Source organism: Dyadobacter psychrophilus (assembly GCF_900167945.1).
Classification (GTDB): Bacteria; Bacteroidota; Bacteroidia; order Cytophagales; family Spirosomataceae; genus Dyadobacter; species Dyadobacter psychrophilus.
This window is the reverse complement of the sequence record NZ_FUZA01000007.1, coordinates 369,882-386,232: the sequence shown is the minus strand read 5'-3', so window position 1 is coordinate 386,232 and position 16,351 is coordinate 369,882. Positions and strand designations below refer to the sequence as shown.

Sequence of the window (16,351 nt, the reverse complement as noted above, 5' to 3'; positions counted from 1 at the left end):
GACTCGGCAATATGACCCCTTTTGAATGGAAAGAATTGCTGCTGAAAAAAGAAATACAACAACAAATGGCTGTCTGAAAAATGGGGTACATACAGAAATGCTCAATTCAGCAGCATTTTAAAAAGCAAAGCCCGAATCTCTTCGGGCTAGCTCAATTTATAGTTTACCTGCACTACTTGATATAAATTTCAACAGTAGTATCAAGCTCCTTACCAAAATTGTAGATTTCATCTAGCGACTTGATTTCCACTTTTGTCTCTTTTTTGTCGGCGTCAAACAGTCCGATGTACTTCTTACTAGGGCTGTTGAGATACAGGCGGCATAATGGCTTGCGGTTATTGTCGTCTAAGAAGATGGCAAAGTATGACAAAGCATCTCTGTGAGTAATGCGATTTGATTGCACTTTTTGTCTCAAAAGAGATCTTACAATGTAGAATCCTTCAAGTTCTTCCTGAGTTGTAACAACTTCTTTGTCCTGCTGCGCCGGGTTGGCTGTTAAAGTGCCTGGCGCGGGCTCCTCCTGGATTGGGGCATCATTGCTGGATATCGCCGATTTCAGCCGATCATTAATCGTGTCATTGATAATATTGGTGATCGTCCTCTTGACAAGAGATCGAAAAGACTCTAAAACTTTGGATGTTACTACCGACGGATAAACTTGCTTGGCAAAGTATTTCACAAATTCATCATTTGGTTCGGAAAACTCCTGACTAACCAAATGACGGATTTCATTAATGTATTTTAAATCACTTGCGGACTGATAGATATTTTCTACATCAAAATACGCTTTGTGAAACTCTTTAAGCTTCTCAATTTGTCCGTCCTTAATTTCTTCAATATTAAATTCCAGAAAAGGCTTCTCGTCCATTTTATTAGGCTCGACGAGATCTGTATAGAACCTGAATATCAATCCATTTGTCAAAATCGAAAATTTTGCTTTAGAAACGTGAAAGTAGCGGAGCAACTGTCCGTCGTGTACGTCTAGCTTCTGCTTCCAATGCTTGCATTCCACTAGAATAATTGGATTGCCGTCCCGAAAAATTGCGTAGTCTATTTTTTCTCCCTTTTTGATGCCAATATCGCAGATGAATTCTGGAACTACTTCCAGGGGATTAAATACGTCATATCCAAGAACTTGAAGAAAGGGCATAATGAATGCATTCTTTGTTGCTTCTTCAGTATGAATATTATCTCTCAGTTTTGTCACGCGATCGCTGAATTGCTTGATTTGATCTTTGAAGTCCATTGTGATATTAGGTTTACATGAATGGACTTTCAAGTTCGACGGCGCATCGATTTACTTGTATAATTTATTTAACGGTATCTCTGCATGCCGCTTATTCATTCCCTCAGCACCCATCCAAATCTTTCCCTATATTTGCCACGCAAACGTTTTTGATTAATAAGTATGGAACAGTTAATAGTAACCAGGAGAAAATGGTCTTGGAGAGGCATACGGGTGCAAGTCCCGAAGCCTGGTCGATGTGTTCCATCGCTGACGTTTGCAGTGACCTCTCCTTTATTCATTTACCAAAATCCATTTCTACCATGCAAACGTCGAATGGCGAAAGTGTTGACTCGAACAAAAATTCAGTCAACCCAACGATTAATGCACGTCACGCATCAAATGTCGGCGATTCGCTGACGCAATCCCAAGCCGAGTTTTGGTATGTTGTAGAATGTCAGGGCTGTAAGGAGCTGGCGCATTCGCTCAAAATGGTCCACGATCTGGCGCTTTATCATTCGGATGTTCCGTGTGATACGGCTGAAAAGTCGGCGCTTTTTGATGTCAATTTACTTTTAGAGGGATTTCAAAGGATGGGAGCGAAAGTTTAGAAATGAAATAGGGTGTCTCAAATCGAGAGGCACCCTATTTCATTGTTAACCCATTACACCGACTTGCTGCAATAACCCCACTGTGTCCATAATGATCCGGCTTTCAGCAAATAACCCGTCTCTGACCACATCGATCACGACACCCCAAACTTCCACTTTTTTATTCGTTGGCGGGATTCCCATAAATGCGCCGTCGTGGGTTCCTGTCCAGGTAAACCGGGTGACAACCGTTTCGCCTTCCGCGATTTGCTCCTGCACCGTCCAGTTCATATCAGGAAATCCGGTAAGCATTGCGTTGATAGCAAATTTTAGTCCTTCTCTCCCTGGTCCTTGGCCCGGGAATGGCAGATGCTCAATAAAATCCGCTGCCACCAGATCATCAGCGGCGTCCAGATTCTTTTTATTAATTACTTCTTCAATGAAGTTGCTCATGAACTTCTTGTTCTCTTCCAGTGTCATTTTCTGAAGGGTTTACGATTAAATGGTTTGAATGTATTAATAAGGCAGTTTTGAGTTGATATACTGATCTCTATCAGACCTCACTGACAGGAATATACGAGCGCAGTTTTAGCCCCAACGAATGATGCACGTATCAAATGTTGGCGACAGTCCTTTTTTGTTTTAATACTGATCCACAATGGAATGCGGTGTCGGCAAGAAGCCGCTAATTCATATTCCTGAATGCCACCGGCGTCTTCCCAGTCTTCTGTTTAAAGAGCTTATTAAAATACTGGGGATATTCGAAGCCGAGACCGTAGGCTATTTCGCCGACTGAGCGGCTGCTGCTTAAAAGAATGTTTTTGGCTTCTTCGATCAGGTGATAGTGGATATGGTCCTGCGCGTTTTTGCCGGTTTCTTTTTTCAGGAGGTCACTCAGGTAATTGGGCGATAAATTTACCTGTTCCGCAAGGTATCTGACCGTCGGCAGGCCGCGTTCGCTGAGGTCGCCCAGCCCGAAATATTCGTTCAGCAACTTCTCCACCTGCACGATCACTGCGTTATTGGACGTTTTTCTTGTGATGAATTGGCGGCCGTAAAACCGGGAGCAATAGTTTAAAAGCATTTCAATACCCGATACGAGGATGGACTGGCTGTGCACATCAATATTTTCGTGCAGTTCAGCTTCGATTTTCTGAACGCAGTCCATCAAAATCTGTTTTTCCTTTTCCGACAAATGCAACGCCTCCGAAACCTCGTAGGAGAAAAAGCTGTAACTCTTCATTTTGTCACCCAGCGGCGTGCCCCGGATCAGATCGGGATGAAAGCCCAGGCCCCAACCCAATGGCTGCGGTGATCCCTCGGTATCGTCGTCCATTTCCAGTGTCTGATTGGGTGCCAGACAGATCAAACTTCCATTTGTAAAATCGACCAACTTCCTCCCGTATTTCACGTGATTCCGGTTGTAAGTCTTGTAAATCAGCGTGTAGAAATCCGTCGAAATTTTGATATTCCCAATGTCCGCCTCGCGAACCTGGCCGAAATCGATGATAGCCACGAGCGGGTGGTGCACAGGCTGGTCCAGCCCGAAAAATTTAAACAATTCCTCGACGGTGTGCAGGTGAATATTTGTGCTCATAAAAACAAATATAGCCTCATTGTGCTGACAATGAGGCATAATGATCTTAAAATTATAAACCGAACATAGACTTAATTACGCTGGTAAAAGTAGCATCGTCGGCCTGCTGGCGCTGCGCGATAATGGCTTTGGCATCTTCGCCCGCCGCGTACCGTAACTGATCTGTGCCGTCTGTGGCAGCTTCGTAAATCACATCGGCCACAACACTGGCTGGCGAGGCTTGCCCAAACATCGCCTGCGTGCCTGCCAGCATTTTGCCGACAATCGGCTGGTATTCCGTCATGCTTTCATCATTGCTGAAATCCAGCGAGCGACCAGTGAAATCAGTAGCAATTGCTCCCGGTTCTATGATTTTGACCTTTCCGCCAAACTCCTCCACCTCGTAGCGCAGCGATTCGGAAATGCCTTCGACCGCGAATTTTGTACCGTGATACAAGGCTCCGAGCGGGAAGCTCATCTTGCCACCGATCGAGGAAACATTGATAATGATCCCGCTTTTGTTGCTGCGGAAATGCGGTAGCAAAGCTTTTGTCACATCCAGTAAACCGATCACATTCGTATCAAACTGACGGATGATCTGCTCTCTCGAAAAAGATTCGAGCACGCCATAAGCGCCATAACCGGCATTATTTAATAAAACATCAATCTGCCCGAACCTGGCAATGCCTTCTTTTACTGCATGATCAATGGAGGAAGGATCGAGCACATCCATTGTGGCAACCAATATATTTTCCAATTCCCCTAGTTCAGTTTCGGTTTCCGGATTGCGCATGGTAGCGACAACGTTCCAGCCTTTGGCGTGAAATAATTTAGCAGTTTCTTTACCAATACCGCTGCTTGCTCCTGTAATTAAAATGGTTTTCATGATCTCTGATTGTTAAATTGATGCATCAAAAGTCGGGGTGAAAACCGGGCTGGTATGAATACGAATTCAGGGTAGTTGTATACTTTTTACGGTTTTGTTGGTCGAGAAGATGGGAGTGAGGGTTTAGGAATGTGAGGACTGTTGGCGACAGTCCTTTTTTAATGATTGATATGAATTTTAGCTTGTCGCAGGTTCCAGCATGACGTAGAGGTGCGCGGCTTTTCCATTTTCGATGATAAAAAAATCCATACTGCTCATCATATCCGGCTTTTCTTTTGTACCGATGTGTCCATACAAACGCGCCCCATTTTGCGTGATGTCAATTGGCTTCGCTGCACTGAATAGAAAGTCAGGATCTTGTGTATGAAGTTTCCCGATCAAATCTGAAACCTCCGCCAGGTTATGCAAAATAGAATTGGGATCGTACATTTTGATATCTTCTGCATAGATCGTTTTTAAAAGGCTGTCCCTCTTTTCACGATTCCTTTCGTTCCAGGCGGCAACATGGGTTTCTTGTAACTTTTCAATGAATTGAGCGTCCATAATGAAGGTTTTGATTAAAAGTATATTTCTTTTGATTCTGTCACTAGCTTCAACCCTAATGGAGGCCGGTGTTCAAAGTTCATTTTCCCCGATTAAGGCAACCCATTAACACCCAGAATACTCCGGCCGGAAAAGTCCATTCAGCGCAGCAATCGTTTTTTCTACAATCTTCGTCCCGTCTTGTAGTTCAATGTAAGGGTTGGGATCGTCAGCGTAAATCTCCTTGATGAATCCCTCAGCTCTTTCCAATCCGTTGATGTCCAGGATCATTTCTGCTTTCGCTCCACGGTTTTTGATATCTTTCAGCATTTCCATAAAGCTCTCATTTACTGATAATGTGGTGCGTAAGTCCATATTTTTAGGTTATTGTTCTTTGTAAATTAGTTAAATGAGATAAATATCCTCACTTGAAAAACGCTTGCGATTAACAATTAATTCAATGCTGTTGATCAATGATCGTATCATCGTACATTTGCGGCTTCAAAAAATGAGACGATGATTACAGTTGAAAATTTGGCCGTTGAATTTAGCGGTTCTGTCCTTTTTAGCGAAGTTTCCTTCGTGATTAATCCTACCGATAAAATTGCCCTGATGGGTAAAAATGGAGCTGGGAAATCCACAATGATGAAAATTATTGCTGGTGAACAAAAAGCGAATCGCGGCCATGTACGTGCGCCCAAAGATGCCGTAATTGCATATTTGCCACAACATTTGCTCACCGAAGATAACTGTACCGTTTTCGAAGAAGCAGCCAAAGCATTCAAACAGGTTTTTGAAATGCGTGCCGAAATGGAAAAACTGAATCTTGCCCTCGAGACCCGCACAGATTATGAGAGCGATGAATATATGGCCATCATTGAGCAGGTTACCGAAATAGGTGAAAAATATTACCAGCTCGAAGAAGTTAATTACGACGCAGAAGTTGAGAAAGCATTGAAAGGATTAGGATTCCGGCCGGAAGATTTTCAGCGGCAAACCAAGGAATTCAGTGGAGGCTGGCGTATGCGCATTGAGCTCGCCAAGATACTTTTGCAAAAGCCCGACCTCATTTTGCTCGATGAGCCTACCAACCACATTGACATTGAATCTGTGATGTGGCTCGAAGATTTTTTGGTCAATAAGTCAAATGCTGTTATGGTTATTTCCCACGACCGGGCCTTCATCGACAATATTACCAACCGGACCATTGAAGTGACAATGGGACGGATTTTCGACTATAAAGCCAACTATTCACATTACCTGGTGCTGCGCGAGGAGCGCAGGTCGCACCAGATTAAGGCATATCAGGAACAGCAAAAAATGATTGCGGACAACATGCAATTCATCGAACGCTTCCGTGGAACATATTCCAAAACCAACCAGGTATCCTCCCGTGAGCGCATGCTGGAAAAACTGGAAATCATTGAAATTGATGAAATAGACAACTCAGCCCTGAAACTCCGTTTTCCACCTTCGCCACGTTCAGGCGACTATCCGGTGACCGTAAAAGACGTTTCGAAATCCTACGGAGATCAGGTTGTGTTCAAAAACGCCAGCATGACCATTTCCAGAGGCGAAAAAGTCTCGTTCGTCGGCCGGAATGGTGAAGGAAAATCCACCATGATCAAGGCGATTATGGGCCAGATCGATGTGGACGGAACTTGCCAGCTTGGACACAATGTCAAAGTCGGCTATTTCGCGCAAAACCAGGCATCCTTATTGGATCCTAATCTGACTATTTTCCAAACAGTTGACGAGGTTGCAGAAGGAGATGTAAGAACCCAGATCAAGAATATTTTGGGCGCCTTCATGTTCCAGGGCGAAGACATCGACAAGAAAGTAAGCGTATTATCGGGTGGAGAAAAAACCCGCCTCGCCATGGTAAAGTTGCTCCTGGAACCTGTAAATCTGCTGATTCTCGATGAGCCTACAAACCACCTGGATTTGAAGTCGAAGGATGTTTTGAAAGAAGCACTCCGAAACTTTGACGGAACATTGGTGCTGGTTTCCCACGACCGTGATTTTTTACAAGGCTTGTCCGAGAAGGTTTTTGAATTCAAAGACAAACGGGTAATTGAGCATTTCGAGACGATTGATGCGTTTTTGGAAAGGAATCGGATTAAGAGCATTGCGGATTTGCAGTTGGCTAGGTAATTACGCAGGCCAAATGGCCTTGGAGAGGCATACGGGTGCGAGTCCCGAGACCTGGCCGAAGTATTCTTCGTTGGAGTTTGCGCGGTCGCTTAAAATGGTTCATGACTTGGCGCTTTATCATTCAGATGTTCCGTTTGATACGGCTGAAAAATCAGCGCATTTTGATGTGAAGGTGCTTTGGGAAGGGTTTGAGAAGATGGGGGCGAGGGTTTAGGAATCGAAGGACTGTTGGTGACCGTCCTTTTTTGGTTTTTTAAAGCTTGACCGCATGATAGTAATGGTTCTCTCCTTCATCCTCAAACTCCTCAATAAGCGAAAGTCCGGATGCCACCAGCAACGCTTTGTATTTCTCCGCTCCGAGCGATATCGATTCTATTCCTGTAATGGCATCATTCCATTTCATTTTTTGAGAAGAAGCCGTGAATAACAGCTTTCCACCAGCGGACAGTGAATTTGCCATTTTTTGAATTACAACCTCCTGTGTTTCTTCCGGCAAAAGAAACATTAATCCCCAGGCAATTATGGCGTCGAACTGCCGATTGAAAAATGACGAATTTTCTACGGCTTCACAGGCGACGGGACTGCTTGGGAAGTTTTGCCGGAAGATTTCAACCATCGAAGGTGACGCATCAATCCCATAAACATTCAAACCCTCATCGACCAATGCTTTCGAAATAGGGTCGCCTATGCCACAGCCTATGTCCAGAACAGTCGCATTCGCGGGTAGTGACCTTGCCCAGTGACGAACTGATGGCGCGCCGACGCCATTGATGCCTTTCGAGCGGCAACGTATGAATGTGGTCGCGTGGTTTTCGTATCCGTTTGATTTATCCATCGGGAATCAGTTTGGTTTTTACGATTTTGAGCTCACAGAAAGCCAAGGTTTCAGCAATTTCGTCACTTGCGGCATGACAACCCAGGTCAGCAGCCCTACCATGCATCCTGCCACAATCAATGTCCTTAATGCGGGGTGCAGTTCCTGGGTATGCGGTGCAAGTATATAAGTCAGGAATAAACTCGTAGGATATACGCCGCAAAGCGTAGCCACCGCCATTTTCCACCTCGGCGGCGGAACAGGCGAGCGGAACCAGGCTTCCAGGCCGGTGAGTTCGTGATATACCGGTTCTTCCGTCAGCGTAGATGCATATGCTTCCCAATCCTTGAAGAGTTTCGAATGGTAAAAAGCGTCCCGTTCGGCCTGATCGGCGAAAGTTCGTAAAATCCCTATTTCCCGGCTCTCGCTGCCGGGCAAAGCAGTCATCATTGCCGCGCCGTGCACACCGCCATGTAAAAATGAATCTCCCAGAAATCGTCGCAACGCTTCTTTAAACTCCTCTTCTTTTCCGGGAAGCACTTTGCGGGTGATCGCTACGTGAATGGGCATTGTGTGTTGGGTTTGTTTTGGGTAGGGATAAGCGTAAATATACTGAATGAAAATATCCGTGAAACAGGGCGAAATTTATTACTTTTAAACATTACCGACGACTGCTCGCCGTGGGTTCTGGTTCCCTCGCACAATGCATCGAATTTACTTCCATTGCCACCGGACCCATCGCGCGGCATACGTTAGGTATAAAAAGCGATGGAACACTCTGGTCCTGGGGTGAAAATACGTCCGGGCAACTAGGAATCGGGTCTAATATTAATCAAAATATTCCAGTTCAGGTCGGTATCGCATCTGACTGGATGAGTGTAAGTGCGGGGCAGGATTACACCATTGCTATTAAAAATAATGGAACATTGTGGGCATGGGGTGCAAACTCAGCCGGACAGCTCGGAATTGGTGTCAGCTCGGATCAGAACTTCCCGACACAGGTGGGTAATGATGCTAACTGGAAAATTGTTAGTACAGGTGGGCTGCATGTAGTAGCAATTAGAACTGATGGTAGCCTCTGGGCATGGGGATCTAATATTTTTGGCCAGGTTGGAGATTTGTCTTTTACCAATAAGCAGGCCCCGGTAAGAATTGGTAACGCTTCTGATTGGTCGACTGTCCTTACCGGAGAAGGGCATTCCGGCGCCATAAAAAGCGACGGCAGCTTGTGGACATGGGGAAGAAATAATGAAGGGCAATTAGGCAATGGACCCGGTTCCAATAGCAACCAACCTAGACAGGTCGGTAATGACAATAACTGGAAAAGCGTCGTCGCTGGATCAGTTCATACTCTTGGAATAAAAAACAATGGGACACTTTGGGGTTGGGGAGCCAATGCAGCCGGGCAACTAGGTACGGGATTGAACCTTGACATGAACACCCCACAGCAAATTGGCAGCAGTACTAATTGGGCATCAGTCAGCTCGGGTTTGGAACATTCCCTTGGTATACGAAAAGATGGAACGTTATGGGTATGGGGACAAAATGCCGATGGTCAGCTGGGGAATAGGACTAATACGAATCTAATTGTGCCAGCAAAAGTTGGAAATGGCAGCAACTGGATTTCCGTGAGCGGGGGAGCTTATCACTCCTTGGGAATTCAAAGCGATGGCCAGGCTTATGTATGGGGTGCTGATAACTTTGGCCAGCTTGGGCTACAATCAGATGTAAACCAAAATTCACCTATTTCCATATTTGTATCCCGATGGTCAATCATTAGCGCAGGGGAGAACTTCTCAATTGGCATTACAGATGACGGAAGTCTTTGGGGATGGGGCTTAAATAAGAATTACCAACTAAATGGAGTTGGAGGGGAAGAGAATCAAAACATACCTGTCCAACTAAGCAATGATATCGGCTGGAAAACGGTGAGTACCGGATCTGCACACTCCCTGGCCATCAAGAATGATGGGACACTTTGGGGATGGGGTTACAACGTGTTTGGACAGATTATAGACGAAGGTGTAAATTTATACAAGCAACCTCTTGTGCAGATTGGTACGTCGTCAGATTGGAAGAGCGTGAGCACAGGATCATATTATTCAATGGCTATTAAAAATGATGGAACGCTATGGGCTTGGGGGCTCAATTTTGCAGGCCAACTTGGCAACGGATCTACGATCGAGCAACGGGTACCCATGCAAGTGGGTTCCGCAGCCGACTGGGCGATTATCAGCGCCGGAGATGCACATTCACTAGGTATTAAAAACGACGGAACTCTTTGGGCATGGGGGTCTAATATTTCCGGCCAACTTGGGATTGGGTCGGGGATAAAACAATTAATACCAGTGCAAGTAGGTAGCGCTTCTGACTGGATAAGTATTGAATGCGGATTATCGCACTCCTTGGGTATCAAAAGTGACAATACTCTTTGGGCTTGGGGCAAAAATTCCGCTGGCGAGCTTGGACTTGGCACAAATTTGAACCAGAGCAGCCCAACGAAGGTGGGGAACTTCAATGATTGGAAAAGTGTAAGTGCAGGAATATACCAAACCATGGCAATACGCGGCGATGGACTTTTGTTTGTATGGGGAAGAAACAATTACGGTCAGTTGGGAATAGGTTCCACGACTAGTCAAAATATTCCATTACAGGTTGGCGTTGCTAACGGTTGGATAGCCGTTGAGTCAGGAGGAAATCATATGATGGCAACTGACAGTAGGGGTATTCTTTTTGGATGGGGGCGTAATAGCGAAGGGCAGATTGGAATCGGATCTTTTGTAACTCAAAAAGTGCCTACACTGGTTAGCTCAGGCGCAGCGACATCGTTTCCTAGGAAATTGGTTTCATTAAATAGCTCGGTAACAATGCAGCAAGGGCAATATAACATCTATCGTTCCAATTGTGATATAATGGCCAGTGTTGCAAGTAACGCCCAAGACCGGAATACTGTTTCAGGTTTCGTAACTGTAAACGTATGGCTCGAAAGCAATCAACCTTCCCAATATGTCAAACGCCACTATGAAATAAGTTCAACGAATACCAGCGCAACTTCTTTGGCTCGGATTACGCTGTACTTTTCCCAGGCAGACTTTGATGCGTTCAATATCGTTGGTGGAGAACTGCCCAGAGATCCAGAAGACGTTGAGGGTATAGCTAAATTACGTATTGAAAAACGCGGTGGCACAAGTAGTGATAATTCTGGAAGGCCGTTCACCTACAATGGCACTGCGACAACGATAGACCCTTTAAACACAGATATACGCTGGAATGCCACGAAAAACTGGTGGGAGGTCAGCCTGGAAATTAGCGGATCCGGCGGGTTTTTTGTAAAGTCGACGGACGTTTTGCTACCCGTCCATTTGCAAGTCTTCGAGGCTCGTCAGTCGGAAAGCGAGGCTAAGTTAAATTGGCAGACGTCCGTCGAATACAATGCCTCCCATTTCGAGGTCCAACGCAGTGCCAATTCCGTAAATTTTGAGACAATCGGGCGTGTGATGGCGGCAGGTACCACCATTCAGCAGCACCTGTATTCTTATACCGATAGAAGCTTTTCAAACATGCATGGTGACGTTTATTATCGCCTTCGTATGGTAGATTTAGATAGTACGTTTGCATTTAGCAGGATAGTGGTCGTTGTGCCTGACCCTCAGTTCAATATGTATCCAAATCCCGCACCGATCGGTACAATGATAACCGTGGAAGCAAAGACAGCTATCTCCGGCTTGTCAGTATACGATATTGTCGGGAGGAATTTACACAATATTTGGATTCAAAAGCAGGCTGATACTCGTTTAACTATCAGGTTAACAGGACTGTCAAAGGGGCTTTATTTCATCCGCTTCCAGGCCGGAGGGCAAAGACACGTAAGAACACTGTCTGTGCAGTGAATGAGCACGAGCTTAACATACAGCATTTGATGTTTGATTGTGTATCCTTCGGCATCTATATTCCCGCCTAGGGAGCAACGGCAGAATATTTTTTCAAAAAGGATAAGGCTCAATTGCTGATTTACAAGCTTAGTTGGCTTTTAACTTATTCCAACGGAGGGAGACGGGTCTCGAACTTGGCCTTTAATTAGCTCGTAATCAAGGTTTTGTCTCCTGTATTTGAGGCAAACTACACGAAAGACTCACTATTTTTTATACATATAGTACAACAGTATATTTGTTATGTATAATTCTTTTAGCGAAAATTGCTCGATTTAATGGTGGATTTTCGCTGTTTTTGGGTGAGTTTTCGGGTTGTTTTTGGTGTTCAAAGTTTGGAAAATGCCTGTGGTTTTTGGCGGTGGTAACTGCGATTTTGCTAGCGTAAAAATAAGAAAAATACGTTTGCCATGGAAACTATAAATCTAATCCGGCGTCATTTGCGAATCAGATATTTCATTTAGGTATACTTCTAGTCTTTCCATAAAAAGATCATACGAAGGAATTAGCTCTGAGATTGAGATTCTTCGGTTCCAGCTTCCCAATTTAAGAGGATTACGTGCAAGTCCGGTAAACATCACCGCCGTTTCTGCACAAAAACTGTAATTGATATTGGATGGAATATTTAAGGCTTCAAGCTGCTTTTCAGCATAGCCTAACGTGATTTGACCCTTTTTATCAAACGTCATAATACTAATTCTAAGCCCGCTTCCGGCCGGATCAGGGAATTGGAGTCCAAAACTGGATGCGTTCCATTCAACAGTTAGGCCAATTTGTTGACTATCTGTTATAACCTTTTTCACAAAATCGACAGTGTAGGAATTTGTGTTTTGCAGCAGCTGCTCAAAATAGTCCTGAGCTGAAAGTGTGGTTCGTCCTGATGATCTCCTGTGTAATGTTTCAGGTTCAGTCCCCAGGTCGCTGTCAATATTTAAGGTTAATCCAGTAGAATAGTCTCCTTCTACACGTACAACAGCCCTTGTAATTTCCCTTGTTCTGGTTACGACTTGCGGAATGATTAACAAGGGATCAACCGAATCGCCAAGCCTGTATACTTGCAGTTCGACCAGTGCCAATGTAAAGTGTAGCTGGGGAGTTTGTGACAGATACTCGACCATTTCTTCAACGCTTTCACGAATTCCGTCTCCAACGATTAAAAGTAAGATACGTCCTCTTCTTAGGTTTTTGTTGATGTTGTCTATCAGCGTATGCTCCTCTATATCTTCGCAACCCGGATTTCTACGAACCTTCGCGACAACTCCCTCAGAACTTTGATCAAATCGTTTCAGGCTGATATCCAAATCAGAGAAAGTCCATTTACTTAATTCTTTGGCATAGTCTAGGATTTGTCCGACCACTTCTCTTCTTGCCTGTGGATTCCGCCAAAGTTTTGTTTCTACAATCGTTATATAACCATCTGGTGAGATTAGCAGGTTATCAATATAGCCAGCCTTAGTTTTTATTTCCCTACCAATCGAAATTGCAGGGGCAAATCCAGATTCAATTTCACTGATTGGAAGAAGCGAAGGGTTTTCATGAATGAGTTTTTGCAGCCAGCTTTCAGAGAATTCATTGCTATACAGCGGTACTCGTTCCATGCTGCGGGTTGCATTGTTCGAAATTAACAGGGGTTGGCCATTTTGTCTTTTCCCATTTGTTGTCATAGTTTATAAATTACTGTTTGTTGGAGGGATATAAATGACATCGGAATTGTGAGAGAAAATCAACTATTAACCGAACTCTCCAAATGGTAACATATAATGAAGTTAATCAATGCTACAAAAACACGATTTTAAAGACAGCACCGTTATAAATCAACCTAATCGGGTAAATTAAATTTTTTCAATGCTTGTGGATTTGCCCGAAGCATTCTTATAGATTGAATAAATCCGCTTATGGGCGACCCTACAAGAATGGGATGTTTATATGTTCTGTATTCATACATTATTCCAATCAGTTGATAGGAGATCCTATACTGTCCGCTATAGTTCGCTGTATTGTCGATATACCACAATCCGCTACCGCTCATTCCCTCTGGTCTTTCACGCTTGACTCTATTTCCTTCTAGATCCCAAAATTGATCCCATTCCATGAAAATGTCGTCGTCTCTATTTTTTTTATTGAAGAAAAAAGCCTTGTCGGACGCGGCCCTTGTAAGAAAAAATTGATAGTTAGCATTGATTTGATCGTCGCCTATTGTTACGCGCGTTTTTGGGTATCCTAATATGCAGTATTGAAATGCCCGACCGATATCAGAAGTGTCAGTTCTTATTTGACCTTCCAATAATGGAGTAGTAGAATATATCAGCAACTCAGCAATTGGTGTAGGTAAAAAGATAACCCCCACATCTCCGAAATGGCTTGCTTCAAATTTTAACCCATCTGTTTCAATCAAACCACCTTTTGTTACAATGAATATGGGATAGGATTGATCGTATTCATCTTTGTTGCTTACAACATGCCCTGCGGTCAACAGGTAGTAATGATTATCAATTTTGACAAACACCCCGGTTCCTAATGGTTTATATAATTTGCCCCTTACATGATAAAAAAGAGGTAATGTATGAGATTGTATTTGTTCCTTAACCTCATTGATAAATGTATTGAATTTTAAATTATTCTCTGTAGCCATAGTTGTCATTTTGTGCCTTAAAGTAGCATCTTTATCAATCTGGAATGTCCTTCAAGTTCACTTTATTCTTGCACCTTGCGTTTTCTGTAAAATAGCGTCGGTAAGGCGATTTGGCTTGAACGGTAATAATGGTGCTATTTTAATTGTGTTAGGCTATGTGATATCCGATTATCAGTTAATCTAATAAATCTAATCCTAACCTAGTGTTGATTATATTCAACACTATACGTACTTTTGTTTGTAATAATCAACATTATGCAAACTAAAAAGCAAGTAGTACTACCAAGGTTCCAGAAAATCCTGGAACAATTGGGCGAAAACATCAAACTAGCCCGCAAGCGGCGGAAACTTACAACCATTCAGGTATCTGAGCGGGCAGGTATTGATCGTACTACGTTGTACCACATTGAGAAAGGCAACCCTAGCGTATCGATAGGAGCGTATTTCAATGTTCTGCGAGTCCTGGGCTTGCAAGACGACTTTCTCAAATTGGCGGCCGACGATGAGTTGGGAAGGAAATTGCAGGATTTGAAACTGATTGGCAAGTCTTAGTATGGCAGACCGGACGGACATTTATGTTTATGCAGATTGGATCGGCATGGCAGGGCCAAAGCTGATTGGAACGCTCTCCGCGCAACAGGCCAAGGGTAGGAAATCATTCAGCTTCATGTATAACGGAGGGTGGATCGCTTCTCACGAACAGTTCCTGCTAGACCCCGACATTGCCTGGTTTGGCGGAGCGCAGTATCCTAACCAAAAGGAGAATTTTGGCGTGTTTCTCGACTCTATGCCAGACACCTGGGGGCGCACACTTATGAAAAGAAGAGCGTCCATTCTAGCAAAGCAAAATGGGAAGCAGACGCCTACTCTATATGATATAGATTTTTTACTAGGCGTTCATGACGAAAGCCGAATGGGTGCGTTACGGTTCAAACTTGATCCGGACGGCCCATTTTTAAACAACGATACTGTCTCGCCTACACCCCCCTGGGCAACCATCCGTGAACTTCAACATGGAGCAGAGCTCATAGAATCTAATGAAGACACTGCGGAAGTAAGAAAATGGCTGGCGATGTTGATGGCACCGGGCTCCTCTCTCGGTGGTGCTAGACCGAAAGCCAACATTCTTGACGAGAAGGGGCAGCCCTGGATCGCTAAATTTCCGTCAAAAAATGATACAATAGACAGGGCAGCCTGGGAATATCTGGCGTATCGACTGGCGATAAATGCAGGGATCGAGATGGCCGAAAGCAAATTAGAGCATGTTGCGGGAAAGTATCATACCTTTTTCACCAAGCGATTCGACCGGGTAAAGAGCTCGCGCATTCATTTTGCCTCGGCTATGACCATGACAGGTAAGAATGAAGAACTGATTCGCGACGACATTCCTTCATATCTCGATATAGTTGAATTTATACAGTTTTTAGGAGCCAACGTGGCCGAAGACCTAGCCCAGCTATGGCGACGAATGGTATTCAATATACTCATATCCAATACGGATGACCATTTGCGGAATCACGGCTTCTTACTCACTTCCTCAGGATGGAGGCTTTCGCCGGCTTTTGATATCAATCCGTCGATTGACAAGGATGGACTGGCGCTGAATATCGATATGGATAGCAACCAACTTGATTTAGATCTTGCTAAGCAGGTCGGAGTCTATTTTCGTTTAGGCGAAAAGGAAATGGATGGGATTATCGACCAAGTCAAATCAGCCGTAGCCGATTGGCAGAAGTTGGCTAGTGAAATTGGAATAAGTCGTGGCGAGCAGACATTGATGGCTGCGGCGTTTCGGCTTTAAAGGTCGTTTGACGCAAATTGATAGCGGCTTAATTGCTGTTTGTTAGATTGAACCTACGGTATGCCTAGAAATTCAAGGCACATAGTTTCTTTGACGGTAAGGTTCAATGTCGGGATGTACTTCTCTCAACACTGGCGGGAGTTTTGCTGCCGCAAGCTAGATTGCGACGGTGGTTTTGAATGAATTAAATGCGTAGAAGATAATCATTATGCCGGCTATGGC

At 44.2% G+C, this 16,351-nt stretch carries 16 protein-coding genes; 6 read left to right on the top strand and 10 right to left on the bottom strand.

Annotated elements, in window-relative coordinates; translation table 11 throughout:
- Positions 1-172 precede the first annotated feature (172 nt).
- Positions 173-1,246, bottom strand: coding sequence for a type I restriction endonuclease (locus B5X68_RS23415; protein WP_082217178.1), 1,074 nt, complete (start codon positions 1,244-1,246; stop codon positions 173-175).
- Between the two features lie 191 nt (positions 1,247-1,437).
- Between B5X68_RS23415 and B5X68_RS23410 the strand changes: the two genes are divergently transcribed.
- On the top strand, positions 1,438-1,836 hold the full coding sequence (locus tag B5X68_RS23410) for a hypothetical protein (RefSeq protein WP_141110392.1): 399 nt from the start codon (positions 1,438-1,440) through the stop codon (positions 1,834-1,836).
- Between the two features lie 45 nt (positions 1,837-1,881).
- On the opposite strand, the gene B5X68_RS23405 is transcribed toward B5X68_RS23410, so the two are convergent.
- The 5 genes from B5X68_RS23405 to B5X68_RS23385 all read right to left on the bottom strand — a co-directional run bounded on the left by B5X68_RS23405 (position 1,882) and on the right by B5X68_RS23385 (position 5,174).
- Entirely contained in the window at positions 1,882-2,295 is a 414-nt protein-coding gene (locus tag B5X68_RS23405; protein WP_082217176.1) for an ester cyclase, read from the bottom strand.
- A 205-nt stretch (positions 2,296-2,500) separates the two neighbouring features.
- Positions 2,501-3,412: a helix-turn-helix domain-containing protein gene (locus B5X68_RS23400; protein ID WP_082217175.1), complete on the bottom strand. Its 912-nt coding sequence runs from the start codon at positions 3,410-3,412 to the stop codon at positions 2,501-2,503.
- 52 nt (positions 3,413-3,464) lie between these two features.
- Positions 3,465-4,277 (bottom strand): SDR family oxidoreductase, encoded by an 813-nt coding sequence (locus B5X68_RS23395; protein ID WP_229208538.1) that lies wholly within the window; start codon positions 4,275-4,277, stop codon positions 3,465-3,467.
- A 177-nt stretch (positions 4,278-4,454) separates the two neighbouring features.
- Complete coding sequence (locus B5X68_RS23390) at positions 4,455-4,820, bottom strand: nuclear transport factor 2 family protein (RefSeq protein WP_082217173.1); 366 nt, start codon at positions 4,818-4,820, stop codon at positions 4,455-4,457.
- Positions 4,821-4,925: 105 nt separating this feature from the next.
- Positions 4,926-5,174 (bottom strand): hypothetical protein, encoded by a 249-nt coding sequence (locus B5X68_RS23385; protein WP_082217172.1) that lies wholly within the window; start codon positions 5,172-5,174, stop codon positions 4,926-4,928.
- A 141-nt stretch (positions 5,175-5,315) separates the two neighbouring features.
- On the opposite strand from B5X68_RS23385, the gene B5X68_RS23380 reads away from it, so the two are divergent.
- Positions 5,316-6,953 carry an ABC-F family ATP-binding cassette domain-containing protein gene (locus B5X68_RS23380; RefSeq protein ID WP_082217171.1) on the top strand — a complete coding sequence of 546 codons (1,638 nt, stop codon included), beginning with the start codon at positions 5,316-5,318 and terminating at the stop codon, positions 6,951-6,953.
- Positions 6,954-6,966: 13 nt separating this feature from the next.
- On the top strand, positions 6,967-7,167 hold the full coding sequence (locus tag B5X68_RS23375) for a hypothetical protein (protein WP_082217170.1): 201 nt from the start codon (positions 6,967-6,969) through the stop codon (positions 7,165-7,167).
- A 39-nt stretch (positions 7,168-7,206) separates the two neighbouring features.
- Here the strand turns inward: B5X68_RS23375 and B5X68_RS23370 are convergent, their stop codons facing one another.
- Both B5X68_RS23370 and B5X68_RS23365 read right to left on the bottom strand, forming a co-directional pair.
- Entirely contained in the window at positions 7,207-7,788 is a 582-nt protein-coding gene (locus B5X68_RS23370) for a class I SAM-dependent methyltransferase (RefSeq protein WP_082217169.1), read from the bottom strand.
- 18 nt (positions 7,789-7,806) lie between these two features.
- The gene (locus tag B5X68_RS23365; protein WP_082217168.1) at positions 7,807-8,337 is read right to left on the bottom strand and encodes a putative antibiotic biosynthesis monooxygenase; all 531 of its coding nucleotides are present in this window, start codon (positions 8,335-8,337) and stop codon (positions 7,807-7,809) included.
- 110 nt (positions 8,338-8,447) lie between these two features.
- On the opposite strand from B5X68_RS23365, the gene B5X68_RS23360 reads away from it, so the two are divergent.
- On the top strand, positions 8,448-11,657 hold the full coding sequence (locus B5X68_RS23360; protein ID WP_082217167.1) for an RCC1 domain-containing protein: 3,210 nt from the start codon (positions 8,448-8,450) through the stop codon (positions 11,655-11,657).
- A gap of 464 nt (positions 11,658-12,121) precedes the next feature.
- On the opposite strand, the gene B5X68_RS23355 is transcribed toward B5X68_RS23360, so the two are convergent.
- Together B5X68_RS23355 and B5X68_RS23350 are read right to left on the bottom strand one after the other, a co-directional pair.
- Complete coding sequence (locus B5X68_RS23355; protein ID WP_082217166.1) at positions 12,122-13,360, bottom strand: PDDEXK family nuclease; 1,239 nt, start codon at positions 13,358-13,360, stop codon at positions 12,122-12,124.
- Positions 13,361-13,515: 155 nt separating this feature from the next.
- Positions 13,516-14,328, bottom strand: a complete 813-nt coding sequence (locus B5X68_RS23350; protein ID WP_141110390.1) for a hypothetical protein — start codon at positions 14,326-14,328, stop codon at positions 13,516-13,518.
- Positions 14,329-14,583: 255 nt separating this feature from the next.
- On the opposite strand from B5X68_RS23350, the gene B5X68_RS23345 reads away from it, so the two are divergent.
- Both B5X68_RS23345 and B5X68_RS23340 read left to right on the top strand, forming a co-directional pair.
- Positions 14,584-14,880, top strand: a complete 297-nt coding sequence (locus B5X68_RS23345) for a helix-turn-helix domain-containing protein (RefSeq protein ID WP_082217164.1) — start codon at positions 14,584-14,586, stop codon at positions 14,878-14,880.
- Position 14,881: 1 nt separating this feature from the next.
- Complete coding sequence (locus B5X68_RS23340; protein ID WP_082217163.1) at positions 14,882-16,129, top strand: type II toxin-antitoxin system HipA family toxin; 1,248 nt, start codon at positions 14,882-14,884, stop codon at positions 16,127-16,129.
- Positions 16,130-16,351: the final 222 nt, after the last annotated feature.

Coding starts and splice junctions, on each gene's coding strand:
- B5X68_RS23415 (WP_082217178.1), bottom strand. CDS start 1,246: ATGGACTTCAAAGATCAAATCAAGCAATTCAGCGATCGCGTGACAAAA.
- B5X68_RS23350 (WP_141110390.1), bottom strand. CDS start 14,328: ATGGCTACAGAGAATAATTTAAAATTCAATACATTTATCAATGAGGTT.
- B5X68_RS23410 (WP_141110392.1), top strand. CDS start 1,438: ATGGTCTTGGAGAGGCATACGGGTGCAAGTCCCGAAGCCTGGTCGATG.
- B5X68_RS23390 (WP_082217173.1), bottom strand. CDS start 4,820: ATGGACGCTCAATTCATTGAAAAGTTACAAGAAACCCATGTTGCCGCC.
- B5X68_RS23345 (WP_082217164.1), top strand. CDS start 14,584: ATGCAAACTAAAAAGCAAGTAGTACTACCAAGGTTCCAGAAAATCCTG.
- B5X68_RS23405 (WP_082217176.1), bottom strand. CDS start 2,295: ATGACACTGGAAGAGAACAAGAAGTTCATGAGCAACTTCATTGAAGAA.
- B5X68_RS23365 (WP_082217168.1), bottom strand. CDS start 8,337: ATGCCCATTCACGTAGCGATCACCCGCAAAGTGCTTCCCGGAAAAGAA.
- B5X68_RS23400 (WP_082217175.1), bottom strand. CDS start 3,412: ATGAGCACAAATATTCACCTGCACACCGTCGAGGAATTGTTTAAATTT.
- B5X68_RS23380 (WP_082217171.1), top strand. CDS start 5,316: ATGATTACAGTTGAAAATTTGGCCGTTGAATTTAGCGGTTCTGTCCTT.
- B5X68_RS23370 (WP_082217169.1), bottom strand. CDS start 7,788: ATGGATAAATCAAACGGATACGAAAACCACGCGACCACATTCATACGT.
- B5X68_RS23375 (WP_082217170.1), top strand. CDS start 6,967: ATGGCCTTGGAGAGGCATACGGGTGCGAGTCCCGAGACCTGGCCGAAG.
- B5X68_RS23355 (WP_082217166.1), bottom strand. CDS start 13,360: ATGACAACAAATGGGAAAAGACAAAATGGCCAACCCCTGTTAATTTCG.
- B5X68_RS23340 (WP_082217163.1), top strand. CDS start 14,882: ATGGCAGACCGGACGGACATTTATGTTTATGCAGATTGGATCGGCATG.
- B5X68_RS23395 (WP_229208538.1), bottom strand. CDS start 4,277: ATGAAAACCATTTTAATTACAGGAGCAAGCAGCGGTATTGGTAAAGAA.
- B5X68_RS23385 (WP_082217172.1), bottom strand. CDS start 5,174: ATGGACTTACGCACCACATTATCAGTAAATGAGAGCTTTATGGAAATG.